General features: G+C 70.0%; 14 protein-coding genes. 6 read left to right on the top strand and 8 right to left on the bottom strand.

The features are described from left to right. From ASE76_RS11930 to ASE76_RS11920, 3 genes are all read right to left on the bottom strand, one after another. The coding region (locus ASE76_RS11930; RefSeq protein ID WP_156362711.1) for an aldehyde dehydrogenase family protein at positions 1–342 on the bottom strand (342 nt) is incomplete at its 3' end. 80 nt (positions 343–422) lie between these two features. Next, positions 423–1,946, bottom strand: a complete 1,524-nt coding sequence (locus ASE76_RS11925) for a UxaA family hydrolase (protein ID WP_055839642.1) — start codon at positions 1,944–1,946, stop codon at positions 423–425. 65 nt (positions 1,947–2,011) lie between these two features. After that, positions 2,012–3,019, bottom strand: coding sequence for a tripartite tricarboxylate transporter substrate binding protein (locus tag ASE76_RS11920; RefSeq protein ID WP_055839639.1), 1,008 nt, complete (start codon positions 3,017–3,019; stop codon positions 2,012–2,014). Between the two features lie 134 nt (positions 3,020–3,153). Between ASE76_RS11920 and ASE76_RS11915 the strand changes: the two genes are divergently transcribed. Both ASE76_RS11915 and ASE76_RS11910 read left to right on the top strand, forming a co-directional pair. Continuing rightward, positions 3,154–4,098, top strand: coding sequence for a LysR substrate-binding domain-containing protein (locus tag ASE76_RS11915; RefSeq protein ID WP_055839636.1), 945 nt, complete (start codon positions 3,154–3,156; stop codon positions 4,096–4,098). Between the two features lie 120 nt (positions 4,099–4,218). Next, entirely contained in the window at positions 4,219–5,331 is a 1,113-nt protein-coding gene (locus ASE76_RS11910; RefSeq protein WP_055839633.1) for an NADH:flavin oxidoreductase, read from the top strand. Between the two features lie 156 nt (positions 5,332–5,487). Here ASE76_RS11910 and ASE76_RS11905 read toward each other — a convergent pair whose 3' ends face one another. After that, positions 5,488–6,576, bottom strand: coding sequence for a tartrate dehydrogenase (locus ASE76_RS11905; RefSeq protein ID WP_055839630.1), 1,089 nt, complete (start codon positions 6,574–6,576; stop codon positions 5,488–5,490). Positions 6,577–6,702: 126 nt separating this feature from the next. Between ASE76_RS11905 and ASE76_RS11900 the strand changes: the two genes are divergently transcribed. The 4 genes from ASE76_RS11900 (at position 6,703) to ASE76_RS11885 (ending at position 9,677) form a co-directional block, all read left to right on the top strand. Further along, positions 6,703–7,620: a LysR family transcriptional regulator gene (locus tag ASE76_RS11900; RefSeq protein WP_055839627.1), complete on the top strand. Its 918-nt coding sequence runs from the start codon at positions 6,703–6,705 to the stop codon at positions 7,618–7,620. Between the two features lie 57 nt (positions 7,621–7,677). Beyond that, entirely contained in the window at positions 7,678–8,142 is a 465-nt protein-coding gene (locus ASE76_RS11895; protein WP_055839623.1) for a carbon monoxide dehydrogenase subunit G, read from the top strand. Between the two features lie 47 nt (positions 8,143–8,189). Next, positions 8,190–9,215, top strand: coding sequence for an XdhC family protein (locus tag ASE76_RS11890; RefSeq protein ID WP_055839620.1), 1,026 nt, complete (start codon positions 8,190–8,192; stop codon positions 9,213–9,215). Positions 9,216–9,293: 78 nt separating this feature from the next. Next, positions 9,294–9,677 (top strand): gamma-glutamylcyclotransferase family protein, encoded by a 384-nt coding sequence (locus ASE76_RS11885; RefSeq protein ID WP_055839618.1) that lies wholly within the window; start codon positions 9,294–9,296, stop codon positions 9,675–9,677. 55 nt (positions 9,678–9,732) lie between these two features. Here the strand turns inward: ASE76_RS11885 and ASE76_RS11880 are convergent, their stop codons facing one another. From ASE76_RS11880 to ASE76_RS11865, 4 genes are all read right to left on the bottom strand, one after another. Further along, a complete protein-coding gene (locus ASE76_RS11880) occupies positions 9,733–10,611 on the bottom strand; it encodes a sugar phosphate isomerase/epimerase (RefSeq protein ID WP_055839646.1) in 879 nt (292 codons plus the stop codon). A 14-nt stretch (positions 10,612–10,625) separates the two neighbouring features. After that, the gene (locus ASE76_RS11875) at positions 10,626–11,885 is read right to left on the bottom strand and encodes a dihydrodipicolinate synthase family protein (protein WP_055839615.1); all 1,260 of its coding nucleotides are present in this window, start codon (positions 11,883–11,885) and stop codon (positions 10,626–10,628) included. A gap of 59 nt (positions 11,886–11,944) precedes the next feature. Next, positions 11,945–13,120: a Gfo/Idh/MocA family protein gene (locus ASE76_RS11870; protein ID WP_055839611.1), complete on the bottom strand. Its 1,176-nt coding sequence runs from the start codon at positions 13,118–13,120 to the stop codon at positions 11,945–11,947. 166 nt (positions 13,121–13,286) lie between these two features. Further along, positions 13,287–14,288 (bottom strand): tripartite tricarboxylate transporter substrate binding protein, encoded by a 1,002-nt coding sequence (locus tag ASE76_RS11865; RefSeq protein ID WP_082448417.1) that lies wholly within the window; start codon positions 14,286–14,288, stop codon positions 13,287–13,289. Positions 14,289–14,968: the final 680 nt, after the last annotated feature.

Here is a 14,968-nt window from a genome sequence, read left to right as displayed (position 1 = left end):
CAGCCGGCCCAGGTCCTCCTGGTGGGCCAGGACCAGGTCGTTCCAGCGGCGCACGATGGCCGCGCGCTGCTTGGCCGGCACCTTGCGCCAGGCGGGAAACGCCGCGTGGGCGGCATCGACTGCAGCCATCGCATCGGCGGGACCGGAGTCGGGCACCTGGGCGATCAGGTCGCCGGTGGCGGGGTCGGTCACGGCGAGCAGGTCGCCGCTGGCAGCGGGCTGCCAGTGGCCGGCGACGAAGTTGGCGTTGGGCAGCAGGTCGGTGCGGGTGAGGACCAGGGCGGCGGGGGCGGGAGCCGGCGCGGCCAGGGCGGTGGAGGAGGCTGGGGCGGTGGAAGGCATGGATCTGAATGAAAGAGGGCCATAGCCGGCGAATGGCGCCGACCGGTAGCTATGAAATTAATAGCAAGTGCCTTGCCGGGTCAAGAGGTGATACCCAGCTGCCACGGCACGAACTCGTGGTCGCCCAGGCCCAGCGCCTCGCTCTTGGTCGGCTCGCCCGAGGCATGACGCAGGATCTGCTCGAAGATCTGCCGGCCCAGCTCCGGCACCGACAGCGTGCCGTCGATCACCACGCCGCAGTTGATGTCCATGTCCTCTTCCAGCCGGGTGTACATCGGGGTGTTGCTCGCCAGCTTGATCGTCGGGGCCGGCTTGCTGCCGAACATCGAGCCGCGGCCGGTGGTGAAGCAGATCAGCTGCGCGCCGCTGGCGATCTGGCCGGTGCAGGCCACCGGGTCGTAGCCCGGCGAGTCCATGAAGACGAAGCCGGAGCGGTCGATCCGCTCGGCGTATTCGTAGACCGCCTGCAGCGGCGTGGTGCCGCCCTTCATGGCCGAGCCGAGCGATTTCTCGAAGATGTTGGCCAGGCCGCCGGCCTGGTTGCCGTGGCCCACCACGCCGTTGAACTGCGCGTTCTGGCCGGCGGCGTAGCGCTCCCACCAGGCCAGCCGGTCGAGTAGTTTCTGGCCGACGGCGGGCGTCACCGCGCGGCGGGTCAGCATGAACTCGACGCCGTGGATCTCGGGCGTCTCCGACAGGATCGCGGTGCCGCCGTGGCGCACCAGGATGTCCATCGCCGCACCGAGCGCCGGGTTGGCGCTGATGGCCGAGAAGCCGTCTGAGCCGCCGCATTCCAGCCCGATCTTGAGGTGGCGCGCGCTGACCGGCTGGCGCCGCGCGGCGTCGGCCTCGGGCAGCATCGATTCGATGGCCGCGATGCCCGCCTCGATCGTCGCGCGGGTGCCGCCCACCTCCTGCATCACCAGGGTGCGCATCAGCCGGCCCTGCTGCAGGCCCTGCGAATCGACCAGCGCATCGACCTGGTTGCGCTCGCAGCCCAGGCCCACGATCAGCACGCCGGCCAGGTTGGGATGGCGCGCATAACCGGCCAGGGTGCGGCGCAGCAGGTCGAAATGCTCGCTGGGCGAGGACATGCCGCAGCCGCTGGTCTGCGCGAAAGCGGCCACGCCGTCGATGTGCGGAAACGCCGCCAGACGCTCGGCGGTGAAGTGCGCCGCGATCCGCTTGATGACGGTGGCCGAGCAGTTCACCGACGACAGGATGCCGATGAAGTTGCGGGTGCCCACCTGCCCGTCGGCCCGCAGGTAGCCCATGAAGCGCGCCTGCTGCGCCTCGGGCAGGTAGTCCACCGGCCGCACGTCCTGGCAGAAGGCCGGGTCGCGGTAGGAATCGACCAGCGTCAGGTTGTGGCTGTGCACGTAGTCGCCCGGCTCCAGGTCGCGCGAGGCCACGCCGATCACCGTGTCGTACTTGCGCACCTCCTCGCCGGCCGCGATGGCCCGCGCCGCGATCTTGTGGCCCGCCGGCACCTGCGCCCGGGCCCGCACGCCGAAGCCGGCGATCGTCTCGCCCAGGGCGATGGGTGTGCGCGCCACCAGCACGTTGTCGTGCGGATGCAGGCGGAGCAGGGGGCTATCGGTCATGGGAGGAGGGTGTTTTTCGTGGGGCGGCGGGGCGTGGCGGGGCGGTGGCGAAACAAGGGGTGGGTTCAACCCTTCTGCATGAGCTCCTTCAAGTTCAGCGTCTGGATCAGCTCGGTCTCCTGCCGGTAGACCGACTGCACGTACTTCAGGTAGTCGGGGCCGTCCTGGTACATCACCGGCGCGTCGATGCTGTCGGCCACCTCCTTGAACTCCCTGCTGTTGACGGCGATGCGGAATGCGTCGCGCAGCCGCTTCTCCACCGCGGGCGGCAGGCCCTTGGGCGCGCCGATGCCGTTGGGGGCTTCCACCACCACGTCGTAGCCCAGCTCTTTGAGCGTGGGCGTGTCCTTGAAGCGTGGCGTGCGCTGCTCGCCCCAGGTGGCCAGCAGCCGCAGCTTGCCGGCCTCGACATGCGGCGCCCACGAGCTGCTGTCGGCCAGCATGTCGACCTGGTCGCCCAGCACGTCCTGCAGCGCGGCCGATCCGCCCTTGTAGGCGATGGGATTGAGCTTGATGCCGGCGGCCCGGGCGAACTGCTCCATGCCCACGTGCGTCGCGCCGCCGATGCCGGCATGCGCATAGGTCAGCATGCCGGGCTTGGCCTTGGCCGCGGCCACCATGTCGGCCAGCGACTTGTACGGCGAGCCGGCCGGCACCGCGATGCCGAAGGTCTGCCCCGAGGTGCGGGCCAGGTAGGTGATGTCCTTAAGCGGATCGATCTGCACCGTGCCCAGTTGCGCGAAGCGGGTCACCGAGATCGGGATCTGCCCGATGGTATAGCCGTCGGGCCGCGCCGCGGCCAGCGCCTTGGTGCCGATCATCCCGGAGGCACCGGCCCGGTTGTCCAGCGCGATCGGCTGGCCCAGCTCGCGCGCCGCGATCTGGCAGATGGCCCGCATCGACCGGTCGGCCGTTCCGCCGGCGGGCCAGGGGCAGATGAAGGTGATCGGCCGCTCGGGGTAGTCGGCGGCGAAGGCGGCGGTGGTGTGGGTGGCGGCCAGCGCGGCGGCACCGGCGGCGCCCAGCACGAACTGGCGCCGCTGCAGGGTGCGGCCAGGGCGGAATTCGGTCATCGGATGTCTCCTGTCTGTTTTATCGGGATGGCACAGGTCGCATTCTTGGGCAGACAATCATCGCTTTCCAATGAAATAGCGGACTCGCTTCATAGCCTGAAAGTTATGGATAAGCAAAAACCCGCAGCCCCGCCATGAGCCAGATCGACCGCGTATTGCGCTCCAACCTCAAGCTGCGCCACCTGCAGATGCTGGTGGCGCTGGACCAGTTCCGCCACCTGGGCCGGGCGGCCGAGTTCCTGTCGGTCACGCAGCCGGCTGTCTCCAAGACCCTGGCCGAGATCGAGCGGATGTTCGGCATGCCGCTGTTCGAGCGTTCCACCCGCGGCACCACGCCCACGCCCGCCGGGGCCAGCGTGGTGCGCTTCGCCCGCTCGGTGCTGGCCGGCTACGACCGGACCCGCGACGAGATCGCCGCCGAGGCCAGCGGCGCCAGCGGCCGCACCAGCGTCGGCGCGATGGTGGTCGCCACCCCGGTGCTGCTGGCCCGCGCGGTGGAGCGGCTCAAGGAACGCTCCAGCCGCACCACGGTGCTGATCGACGAGGGCGACCTGACCCGCCTGCTGCCCAAGCTGCGCCTGGGCGAGCTCGACCTCTTCGTCGGCCGCCTGGAGCCCGGCTATGCCGCGCCCGACCTGGAAACCGAGGTGCTGTACCAGGAGCCGATGGCCGTGGTGGTGCGCCCCGGCCATCCGCTGGCGGCCAAGCGCAGACCGAGGTGGGCCGACATCGCCGCGCTGCCCTGCGTGATGCCGCCGCCCTGGGCGTCGCTGCGGGTCAAGCTGGACCAGATGTTCTACGCCGAGGGCCTGCACCCGCCGGCCGACATCGTCGAGTCGGCCTCGTTCCTGTCGCAGATCACGTTTTTGCACCAGCGCGGCGCGGTGGCCTTCATGGCGCGCAGCGTGGCGCGGCATTTCGCGGGACAGGGGATGGTCGCGTTACTGAAGCTGGAGGTGCCGATCGAGCTGCCGCCGGTGGGGTGGATGACGCTGCGGGGGAGCCAGGCGACGCCGGTGACGGGGGAATTGATGGAGTGCCTTCGGGAGGCGGCCGCGCGCCGCGTGCGGCCGGGTTGACCGGATGCCGGGCAGGTTCAATGGAATTGCGGCATAAACGCCACTCCCGGACGTGCCGCTCCCGACGGCTGCGCGCATCGTGCCGATTTCGTTTTTTTCTTTTGCCTCCACGGCCTGCCCATGTCTTCTTCCGACGTCCTCTTTCGCCCCTTCTCCATCGGCTCGCTCGATCTCGCCAACCGCATCGTCATGGCCCCCATGACTCGCGTCTTCGCCCCCCATGGCATCCCCGGCGAATCCAATGCCACTTACTACAAAAAGCGGGCCGAAGGCGGCGTGGGCCTGATCCTGTCCGAAGGCACGGTGGTCGACCGGCCGGCCGCGCGCAACGAGGCGGGCATTCCGTTCTTCCACGGCGAGCAGGCGCTGGCGGGCTGGAAAGGCGTGATCTCGGCGGTGCATGCCGCGGGCGGCAAGATGGGGCCGCAGCTGTGGCATACCGGCTCCACCCGCGGCACGCAGGGCTGGGAGCCCGAGGCGCCGGTGGAGAGCCCGTCGGGTCTGGTGAGCCCGAACGACCCGCGCGGCGAGGCGATGGGCGACGAAGCGATCGCCGACACCATCGCCGCGTTCGCACGCGCCGCGGCCGATGCGCAGCGGCTGGGCTTCGACACCCTCGAGATCCACGGCGCGCACGGCTACCTGATCGACCAGTTCTTCTGGCAGGGCACCAACCTGCGCACCGACCGCTACAACGGCGCCACCATCCAGGAGCGCTCGCGCATGGCGGCCGAGGTGGTCAAGGCGACCCGCGCGGCGGTGGGCCCCGACTTCCCGGTGATCCTGCGGGTCAGCCAGTGGAAGCAGCAGGACTACAAGGCGCGCCTGGCCGCCACGCCGGCCGAGATGACCGACTGGCTGGCGCCGCTGGTGGAGGCGGGCGCGAACGTGCTGCACTGCTCGCAGCGCCGCTTCTGGGAGCCGGAGTTTCCAGAGATCGACGGCGAGGACGGCCTCAACTTCGCCGGCTGGGCCAAGAAGCTCACCGGCGCGGCGACGATCAGCGTCGGCTCGGTCGGGCTGGCGGGTGATTTCTTCGGTGCCTTCGGCGGCAAGGGCTCGGAAACCCAGGGCCTGGACAAGCTGGTAGCCCGGATGGAGCGCGACGAATTCGATTTGATCGCGGTCGGCCGCGCGTTGATCAGCGATGCCGACTGGGCGCGCAAGATCCAGTCGGGAGAAGCGGCCGCGCTGAAAGGCTTCGACGCAGCCCACCTGGCCCAGCTGGTCTGAGAAGGTGTGAGAGAACCTACTGCGCGACCCGATTGAGCGGCTGTGGTCCTCACCGTACGAATGTACGGCTCCGGTCCGCGCCGCCCACTCGGGCCGCTCGCTACGGTTCCTTCACACCTTCTGATGCGCAGGGCCGGCCCCGCAGCCCCGGGCGGCTCAGCCCGCGGCGATCAGGTCGGCGATGGCCTGGCCCAGCTCGGTGGTGTTGGCCTTGCCGCCCAGGTCCGGGGTCAGCGGGCCGGTCTTCAGGGTCTGCTCGATGGCGGCCATGATCGCGTCGTGGGCCTGGCGGCCGGCGCCCTGGCCCTCGGTCAAAAAGTCCAGCAGCAGCGCGCCCGACCAGACCATCGCGATCGGGTTGGCGATGTTCTGGCCGTAGATGTCGGGCGCCGATCCGTGCACCGGCTCGAACAGGCTGGGGAAGCTGCGCTCCGGGTTCAGGTTGGCCGACGGCGCCAGGCCGATGGTGCCGGTGGTCGCGGGGCCCAGGTCGCTCAGGATGTCGCCGAACAGGTTGGTGGCGGCCACCACGTCGAAGCGGCCGGGCTGCAGCACGAAGCGGGCGGTGAGGATGTCGATGTGCTGCTTGTCGAGCTTGACGTCGGGATAGTCGGCCGCGACCGCGTCAGCGCACTTGTCCCACCAGGGCATGCTGATGGCGATGCCGTTGCTCTTGGTCGCCAGAGTCACGTGTTTCCTGGGGCGGCTCTGCGCCAGGTCGAAGGCGAACTTCAGCAGACGGTCGGTGCCCTTGCGGGAGTAGACCGATTCCTGGATCACGATTTCGCGGTCGGTGCCCTCGTACATGATGCCGCCGAGCGAGGTGTACTCGCCCTCGGTGTTCTCGCGCACCACGTAGTAGTCGATGTCGCCGGGCTTGCGGCCGGCCAGCGGGCAGGGCACGCCTTCGAACAGGCGCACCGGGCGCAGGTTGATGTACTGGTCGAACTCGCGGCGGAATTTCAGCAGCGATCCCCACAGCGAGACGTGGTCGGGCACGGTGGCGGGCCAGCCGACCGCGCCGAAGAAGATGGCGTCGAAGCCCTGCAGCTGGGCCTTCCAGTCGTCCGGCATCATCTGTCCGTGGGCCGCGTAGTAGTCGCAGCTGGCCCATTCGAATTCGGTGAAGGCGATGTCGATACTGAAACGCGCGGCGGCGGCCTTCAGGGCGCGCAGGCCCTCGGGCATGACTTCCTTGCCGATGCCGTCTCCGGCGAGGACGGCGACGGTGTACTGCTGGGACATTGGAGGTTCCTTTGGATGATGCGGTGGACGAGCAGCGCGCAGGCCGGGGCCTCGCATGGCCTGCATTCTCGACTGAACATGAAATCCATACAATCGGGCGCAGCGTGAATGCTTTGACTCCATACCGTGCATAAACAACCCGCCAACGAAGACCTGCGCGTCTTCACCGTGGTGGCGCGCAAGTCCAGCTTCGCCGCCGCGGCCGAGGCCCTGGGCGCATCGCCTGCGTACGTGAGCAAGCGCATCCGCCTGCTGGAGGCCGATCTGGGCGTGAAGCTGCTGCACCGCACCACCCGCCGGGTGACGGTGTCGGAAGAAGGCGAGCGCGTCTTCCACTGGGCGCAGCGCATCCTCGACGACGTGGACCAGCTGATGCAGGAGGTGGCGCTCACCCGCCGCACGCCGCGCGGGTCGTTGCGCATCTGCAGCAGCTTCGGCTTCGGCCGCCGGGTGCTGGCGCCGATGATCTCGGAACTGGTGGGGGCGTATCCCGAGCTGCAGGTGCGCTTCGAGGTGTTCGACCGTCTGCTCGACGTGGCGGCCGAGGGCTTCGACCTCGACGTGCGGGTGGGCGACGAGGTGGCGCCCCACCTGATCGCACGCAAGCTCGCAGACAACCACCGGGTGCTGTGCGCATCGCCCGGCTACCTGGCCCGCCGCGGCACGCCGCGCACCCTGGCCGACCTGGCGCAGCACGACTGCCTGGCGATCAAGGAGCGCGACCACCCGTTCGGCGTCTGGAAGCTGCAGTCGGGCATCCGCAGCGAGACGGTGAAGGTCACCGGCCCGCTCTCGTCCAACAACGGCGATATCGTGGTGCCCTGGGCGGTCGACGGCCACGGCATCGTGCTGCGTTCGCTCTGGGACATCGGCCCGCTGCTGGCCGACGGCCGCCTGGTGCAGGTGCTGCCCGACGTCCGGCAGGCGGCCGACATCTGGGCGGTGTACCCCTCGCGGCTGGGCGGGTCGGCCAAGCTGCGGGTCTGCGTCGAATTTCTGCAGCAGCGCTTCGGGCAGATGTCGCCCGTCTCGGCGCCGATGTAGCAGCCAACCCTTTCGCAAGACCCGACCGGAACTCAAGGTAAACAAAAAGGACACCCGATGGACCTGCAAGGCAGCCACCCGATCGACGCCACCCCGCAGCAGGTGTGGGAGGCGATGAACGACCCCGCCGTGCTGATGGCCTGCATCCCCGGCTGCGACACCTGCGAGGCGACGGCCCCGGGCGTGTTCGAGGTGAGCGCGGCCTTCAAGATCGGGCTGCTCTCGGCCCGCTTCGGCGGCGCCATCGCGCTCACCGACGTGGAGCCGCCGCACCGCTACACCATCAACGTCGAGGGCCGGGGCGCCGCCGGCTTCGGCCGCGGCCGGGCCCGGGTGGTGCTGGCCGAGGCGGTGGCGCCGGGCACCGGCTGCACCCTGCAGTACACCCTGCAGGTGGATGTGGGCGGCAAGGTGGCGCAGGTGGCCGGCCGTTGGCTGGGCAGCACCGCCGAGGCGCTGGTCGGCAAGTTCTTCCTGCGATTCGACAAGGCTTTGCAACAAAGGCTCCGCAACCGGGCCTAGCCGACCACAATCGTGGGAAATACAGCGCATCACCGGCTCCCCACGACATGGAAAACATCGATCTCACCGTATTGCGCACCCTGCGCGACTGGCGCCAGGACGGCCGCCGCGCATTGCTGGCCACCGTGGTCCGCACCTGGGGATCGTCGCCCCGCCCGGTGGGCTCCACCCTGGCGCTGCGGGACGACGGCGCGGTGGTCGGATCGGTCTCGGGCGGCTGCATCGAGGACGACCTGATCGACCGCCATGCCCGCCGCGACGGCATGCCCAGCGGCGCGCCCACCCTGGTGCGCTACGGCGTCAGCGCCGACGAGGCCCACCGCTTCGGCCTGCCCTGCGGCGGCACGCTGGAACTGCTGCTGGAGTACGACCCCGACGCCGCGGCGCTCGCGGAGCTGGTGCGGGGCCTGGAGGCCGGCCGCATGGTGCGCCGCGAAGTGGCCCTGGCCGACGGCACGGTGCGGCAGACCGACGCCGACGCGCCTGCCGCGCTCTCCCTGGACGCGGCGCGCTTGGCCAACACCTTCGGCCCCGAGTACCGCATGCTGATCATCGGCGCCGGCCAGATGGCCGAGTACCTGGCGACGATGGCGCGCTTCAGCGGCTTCGCCGTCACCGTCTGCGATCCGCGGGAGGAGTACCGCGGCAGCTGGTCGGTGCCCGGCGTGGCGCTGACGGCCGAGATGCCCGACGACACGGTGCGCGCCTTCAAGCCCGACCGGCGCAGCTGCATCGTGGCCCTGACGCACGACCCGAAGCTCGACGACCTGGCCCTGCTGGAAGCCCTGCACACCGAGGCCTTCTACGTCGGCGGCATCGGATCGCGGCGCAACAACGCGGCGCGGCGCCAGCGGATGGTCGAGCACTTCGACGAGACCGAGGCATCGCTCGCCTCCCTGCGCGGGCCCATCGGCATCTACATCGGCAGCAAGACCCCGCCCGAGATCGCGGTGAGCGTGATGGCCGAGATCCTGGCGGTGAAGAACGGCGTGCCGCTGCCGCGCGACATGGACGTGGGCACCGCCAAGGACGTGCGCGAGGCGGAACCCGAGGCCTGGCTGCGCGCCGCCTGAACGCCAGCTTGTAAGGCAGGCGAGGGGCCGCCGGGGCTACAGTAGGGCAAACCGCTACGACGCCACCGCGCGACCGCCATGCCCAACACCTCCTTCGACGCGCTGGAATACCTTTTCTCCTACGGCACGCTGCGCATGCCCGCGGTGCAGCTGGCCACCTTCGGCCGGCTGCTGCAGGGCCACGCCGACACGCTGCCCGGCTACCGGCTCGACCAGCTGGAGATCCGCGACGCCACCGTCATCGGCATCAGCGGCATGACCCACCACCCGACGGTGGTGGCCACCGGCAACCCGGCCGATGTGGTGCACGGCAACGTCTTCGCGATCACCGCCGACGAGCTGGCCCAGGCCGACGACTACGAGGTGGACGACTACCGCCGCGACCGGGTACGGCTCGCCTCGGGAGAGCTGGCCTGGGTGTATGCGGATGCCCGGATTCCGCCGCCGCCGCCGATCGGGTGAGGCGGCCCCGCGGGCGACACCCGGCATAGGGCGGTGTGCGCTGTGGCCGATGCCGCTACACCGCGCTGCGATGCGCCGCAATGCAGGCGGCCAGGGTCTCCTCGCCGCTGCGCTGCCACCAGTCGGCGGTCGAGAAGATCTCCACCTCGCTGAAGCCGTCGAATCCGGCGGCCTCCACCCAGCCGCGGATCTTCGGGATCTCGATCACGCCGTCGCCCATCATTCCGCGGTCGTTGAGCAGGTCGCGGGTGGGGGTGAGCCAGTCGCAGACATGGAACGCCAGCAGCCGCGCGCGGCCGGCGCGGGCGATCTGCTGCTGCAGCTTCGGATCCCACCACACGTGGTAGACGTCGAGCGCCACGCCCAGCAGGCCGGAGTGGCCGGGGTCGAGCGCGTCGCAGACGTCCAGCGCCTGCTCCAGCGTGTTGATGCAGGCCCGGTCGGCCGCCTGCATCGGGTGCAGCGGCTCTATCGCCAGCGGCATGTCCACCTGCCGAGCGTATTCCAGGGTGGCGGCGATGCCGTCGTGCACCTCGCCGCGGGCGCGGCCGATGTCCTTGTAGGCCGGCGTGCCCACCAGCGCGCCGGGCAGGGCGCCCACCACCAGCACCACGCAGGGCGCGCCGAGGGTCTTGGCTTCGTCGATCGCGCGGCGGTTGTCGTCGAGCGCGGCGCGCAGGCCGGCCGCGTCCGCCGCCGGAAAGAAGCCGCCGCGGCAGTAGCCCGACAGGCCGATGCCGTGCGCCTTCAGCTGCGCCGCCAGCCGGTCGAGGCCGACGGCGGCCACCTGGTCGCGCCAGGGGCTGATCGCGCGGATGCCGTGGGCCGCGCACTGGTCGACGATGCGGTCGAGCGGCACCTCGGTGCCCAGCTGGCGGCGCAGCGTGGCGGTGTTGATCGACAGGTGCCGGTGGTCGTGGGAGAAGTCGCGCATGGGATCGGCCTTGGTCACTCGACGCCGTGCACCGCCAGCAGCGACCGCATGCGGCGCGCGGCCAGCTCGGGCTGTTGCAGCAGGTCGGCCGCGTCGGCCAGGCGGAACAGCTCGGCCAGGTGCGGCAAGGAGCGGGTGCTCTGCTGGCCGCCGACCATGGTGAAGTGGCTCTGGTGGCCGTTGAGCCAGGCCATGAACACCACGCCGGTCTTGTAGAAGCGGGTGGGCGCCCGGAAGATGTGGCGCGAGAGCGGCACCGTCGGGCCCAGGATCGCGTGGAAGCGCGCCGTGTCGCCAGCGGCCAGGGCGGCCAGCGCGGCGCTGGCCGCCGGCGCGATCGCGTCGAAGATGCCCAGCAGCGCGTCGCTCTTGCCGTGCGTCGGCACGCTGCCGGCGCCGTCGCCCGCGATCAGTTCGGCGTAGTTGAAGTCGTCGCCGGTGTACATGCGCACGCCCTGGCCGTCGGGGCCGCCGGTGGTGGGCAGGCGGCGGCGCATCGCGATCTCGTGGTCCTTGTCGAGCAGCGAGATCTTGATGCCGTCGACCTTGTCGGCATGCGCCGCGATGATGCCGACCGTCGTGTCCATGGCGCGGGCCACGTCGTAGAGGGCGCCGGCGACCAGGCCCACGCCGCCGGGTCCGGTGGCGTTCACGTCCTTGCCGTTCCAGTAGCCGGCCAGGGCCGGGTCGAACATGTCGCCGAGCCAGTGCAGCACCACCGGCTGCTTCGCCTGCGACAGTATGCGGTCGTAGACGCGTTCGTAGTCGGCCGGGCTCTTCGCGACGCGGGCCAGCGCGCGGCTGGCCATGACGATCAGCTTGCCGCCGAGCTTCTCGATCGCCTCCATCTGCTCCTCGTAGCCGCGGATCACGTCGTCGACCGTCCTCACCTCGTCAAGCACCAGGTGGTCGGTGCCGCAGCCGCTGGCGACCAACGCACCCGGCACGTCCTGCGACGCGTCCACGCTGCGGCGGATCAGCTCCAGCGAGGTGGGCCAGTCGAGCCCCATGCCGCGCTGCGCGGTGTCCATCGCCTCGGCCACGCCCAGGCCGAGCGACCAGAGGTAGCGGCGGTAGGCGATGGTCGCGTCCCAGTCCACCGCGCACTGCAGCCAGGGGTCGATGGCGGCGCGCGGGTCGGCCACCACGTGCGCGGCCGAGTAGGCGATGCGGTCGAAGGCGGCGCCCGGCGCCGGCGCGGCCGGCGGCGTGCCGCGCAGGGTGTAGGGCGCCAGGCCGCCGTCGGCGGTGGGCAGGGTGAGGGTGGTGGTCATGGAGCGGATTTGTGATGAAAAGAGGGCTGTGGCCGGCGGATGGCGCCGGCCTCTAGCTATCAAATCGATAGCGTCGGCACGTCCACCCAGCGGCGCTCCTTCCACGACGCCAGCGCCGCCTCGACCAGCTGCACGCCCTTGGCGCCCTCGGGCAGGGTCCACTTGTAGGGTGCGTCTTCCACCACGTGGCGGATGAAGTGCTCCCACTGGATTTTGAAGCCGTTGTCGTAGACCTGCGAGTCCGGGATCTCCTGCCACTGGTCGAAGAAGTTCATCGTCTGCTTCTGGTCGGGGTTCCACACCGGGCGCGGCGTGGCGACGCGGCTCTGCGCGCGGCAGCTGGAGAGCCCCGCGACGGCCGAGCCGTCGGTGCCGTCGACGTGGAAGGTGACCAGGTCGTCGCGGCGCACCCGGGTGGCCCAGCTCATGTTGAGCTGCGCGATCACGTCCTCGCCGCCGTGGCCCTTCAACTGGCAGGTGGCGTAGGCGGCGTCGTCGGCAGTCGCCTTGTAGGGCTGGCCGGTCTCGTCCCAGCGCTGCGGTATGTGGGTGGCGCCGATGCACGAGACCGACTGCACCTCGCCGAACAGGTTGTCCAGCACGTAGCGCCAGTGGCACATCATGTCGAGGATCATGCCGCCGCCGTCTTCCGCGCGGTAGTTCCAGCTGGGGCGCTGGATCGGCTGCAGGTCGCCCTCGAACACCCAGTAGCCGAATTCGAGCCGCACGCTGAGCATTCGGCCGAAGAAGCCGGCGCGGCGCAGCATGTCGAGCTTGCGCAGGCCGGGCAGGAAGAGCTTGTCCTGCACCGCGCCGTGCTTGATGCCGTGGGCCGCGCCGGCCTGTTCGGCGAGCCGCGCGATCTCGACCGCCTCGTTGAGGTTGGTGGCGATCGGCTTCTCGCAGTAGACGTGCTTACCGGCGCGGATCGCCTGGGCCAGCAGCGTGGGCCGCATCTGGGTGGTGCCGGCGTCGAAGAAGACGGTGTCGTCGGGGTTGGCCAGCGCGGCGGTCAGGTCGGTGCCCCAGCGGGCGATTCCGTGCTCCCGGGCCAGCGCCTCGATCTTCTCGGCGTTGCGGCCGATCAGGATCGGGTCGGGCATCACCCGGTCGCCGTTGGCGAGCGACACGCCGCCCTGGGCGCGAATCGCGCAGATGGAGCGGATCAGGTGCTGGTTCATGCCCATGCGGCCGGTGACGCCGTGCATGATGATTCCGAGTCGTTGGGTGGCCATGTGTCGTGTCCTCGTCAGGTGGATGCGAAAGGTTGCGGGGCGTGCGGTGCCGACGCCTGCGCGCGGGCAGGCGGTCGGCAGGGTTTCGGAAGAGCGATGCGGCGGTGCGCGCAATGCGCCCGCCGGTGTCGGGCGGCCGGCGTCGCGGTTGCGGCGGCGGTGGCGGCTACTGTTGCTGGGCGATGCCCGCGGCCTTCACCAGCTGTGCATTGCTTGCGATCTCGTCCTTGATGTAGGCGTCGAAGGCTTCGGGCTTCAGCGTCCAGGCGTCGGCGCCCAGGTTGGCGAAGCGCTGCTTCACCTCGGGTGTCGCCAGCGCCTTGACCACCTCGTCGTGCAGCCGGTTGACGATGTCGCGCGGTGTCTTGGCCGGCACCATCATCCCGATCCAGAAGTTGAACTCGGAGCCCGGCACGCCGGCCTCGGTGGTGGTGGGCACGTCGGGCAGCGCGGCCGAGCGTTTCGGCGAACCGACCGCCAGCGCCAGCAGCTGGCCTTCCTTGATCTGGCCGATGACGGGCGCGACGGGCGAGAAGTAGTAGTCCACCCGGCCCGACAGCACCTCGTTGACCGCCTCGGCCGAACCCTTGAACGGGATGTTGGTCGCGTCGATCCTGGCGGCCATCTTGAATTTCTCGGCGTTCAGGTGGGTCGCGCTGCCCTGGCCGGCCGAGGCGAAGTTGAGGCTGCCCGGCTTGGCCCGCGCCGCGGCCAGCAGCTCCTGCAGCGTCCTGATGTTCTTGCCGGGCGAGATCACCAGCGCGTTGGGCAGCGACGAGATCGGCGTCACCCCGGCGAAGTCGCGCAGCGTGTCGTAGGGCAGCTTGGCGAAGGTGGAGGGGTTCACCGTGTGCGACGACGACTGGATCATGACCGTGTAGCCGTCGGCCGCCGCGGTGGCGACCGCCGCCGCGCCGATGGTGCCGCTGGCGCCGCCGCGGTTGTCGATCACCAGCGTCTGCCCCAGGCTCTGGCCCATCTTGTCGGCGATGGCGCGGGCGATGATGTCGGTGGTGCTGCCGGCGCTGAAGGGGACGATGACGCGGATCGGCTTGGTGGGGTAGGCGGCGTCGGCCTGCGCGTGGGGCGCGGCGGCCATGGCCAGCAGGGGGAGGGTGAGGGCGGCGGTTCGGCGCAGGCGCTTGGCGAGGATGGTGGCGATGGGCATGGTTGTGTCTCCTGTTGGTGGGCGTGCGGGCGGCACGCTGGCAGGCCTTCGGTGTCTTGGGCTGCTTAATTAACTCTTTGGTTAATTGAGCGGATTCTAGGAAGTGGGCGGGGTGGCGTCAACGGGGGCTTGCCCTGTTTTGTCGGGCCGGTCTTGCTCCCTCTCCCTCTGGGAGAGGGCGGGGGTGAGGGCTGCGCCCGGCTTTTCTGTGCGATTGCTGTTTTTCGCTGTGCTGCGGCTTTTGGGTCCGGAGGCGGGGATTTCGCCCCCGCGGGCGAGTCCCTTTCTTTGCTTCGCCAAAGAAAGGAACCAAAGAAAGGCGACCCCGCGCTCAGACATGCGCGGCCCTTTTTCCGCCTGCCGCTGCGCTCCTCGGCGCATCCCGAGGGGCTTGGGAGCGGGGTCCCTCGGCTGCTGCCGGCTTCGCGGCAGTGACGCCTTGGGGCGGAAGCGGCAAAGGCAAAGGCACCTGCACCTGCACCCGCACTGGCACTGGCACTGGCACTGGCACTGGCGCCGGCACCGGCACCAGTGCCGGCATCAGCACAAGCACCAGCACCAAGGCAGATATTTGAACGAAAAGTGGCTGTAGCCGGCGTATAGCGCCGGCTGTCAGCTATCGATTTAGTAGCGTCTGTGCAAAAGGTTGCTGCGACGATGGCCCGGGCCACTCTTACCCC

This window comes from Xylophilus sp. Leaf220, from assembly GCF_001421705.1.
In the GTDB taxonomy this organism is placed as follows: Bacteria; Pseudomonadota; Gammaproteobacteria; order Burkholderiales; family Burkholderiaceae_C; genus Xylophilus.
Note: the sequence above shows the minus strand (reverse complement) of the source record. Positions and strands in the feature narration are given on the sequence as shown.

What these genes read in the sequence shown, in the direction of transcription:
- ASE76_RS11880 (WP_055839646.1), bottom strand. Translation starts at nt 10,611, where the DNA reads ATGCGCGACTTCTCCCACGACCACCGGCACCTGTCGATCAACACCGCC.
- ASE76_RS11915 (WP_055839636.1), top strand. Translation starts at nt 3,154, where the DNA reads ATGAGCCAGATCGACCGCGTATTGCGCTCCAACCTCAAGCTGCGCCAC.
- ASE76_RS11885 (WP_055839618.1), top strand. Translation starts at nt 9,294, where the DNA reads ATGCCCAACACCTCCTTCGACGCGCTGGAATACCTTTTCTCCTACGGC.
- ASE76_RS11920 (WP_055839639.1), bottom strand. Translation starts at nt 3,019, where the DNA reads ATGACCGAATTCCGCCCTGGCCGCACCCTGCAGCGGCGCCAGTTCGTG.
- ASE76_RS11865 (WP_082448417.1), bottom strand. Translation starts at nt 14,288, where the DNA reads ATGCCCATCGCCACCATCCTCGCCAAGCGCCTGCGCCGAACCGCCGCC.
- ASE76_RS11870 (WP_055839611.1), bottom strand. Translation starts at nt 13,120, where the DNA reads ATGGCCACCCAACGACTCGGAATCATCATGCACGGCGTCACCGGCCGC.
- ASE76_RS11905 (WP_055839630.1), bottom strand. Translation starts at nt 6,576, where the DNA reads ATGTCCCAGCAGTACACCGTCGCCGTCCTCGCCGGAGACGGCATCGGC.
- ASE76_RS11895 (WP_055839623.1), top strand. Translation starts at nt 7,678, where the DNA reads ATGGACCTGCAAGGCAGCCACCCGATCGACGCCACCCCGCAGCAGGTG.
- ASE76_RS11875 (WP_055839615.1), bottom strand. Translation starts at nt 11,885, where the DNA reads ATGACCACCACCCTCACCCTGCCCACCGCCGACGGCGGCCTGGCGCCC.
- ASE76_RS11890 (WP_055839620.1), top strand. Translation starts at nt 8,190, where the DNA reads ATGGAAAACATCGATCTCACCGTATTGCGCACCCTGCGCGACTGGCGC.
- ASE76_RS11925 (WP_055839642.1), bottom strand. Translation starts at nt 1,946, where the DNA reads ATGACCGATAGCCCCCTGCTCCGCCTGCATCCGCACGACAACGTGCTG.
- ASE76_RS11910 (WP_055839633.1), top strand. Translation starts at nt 4,219, where the DNA reads ATGTCTTCTTCCGACGTCCTCTTTCGCCCCTTCTCCATCGGCTCGCTC.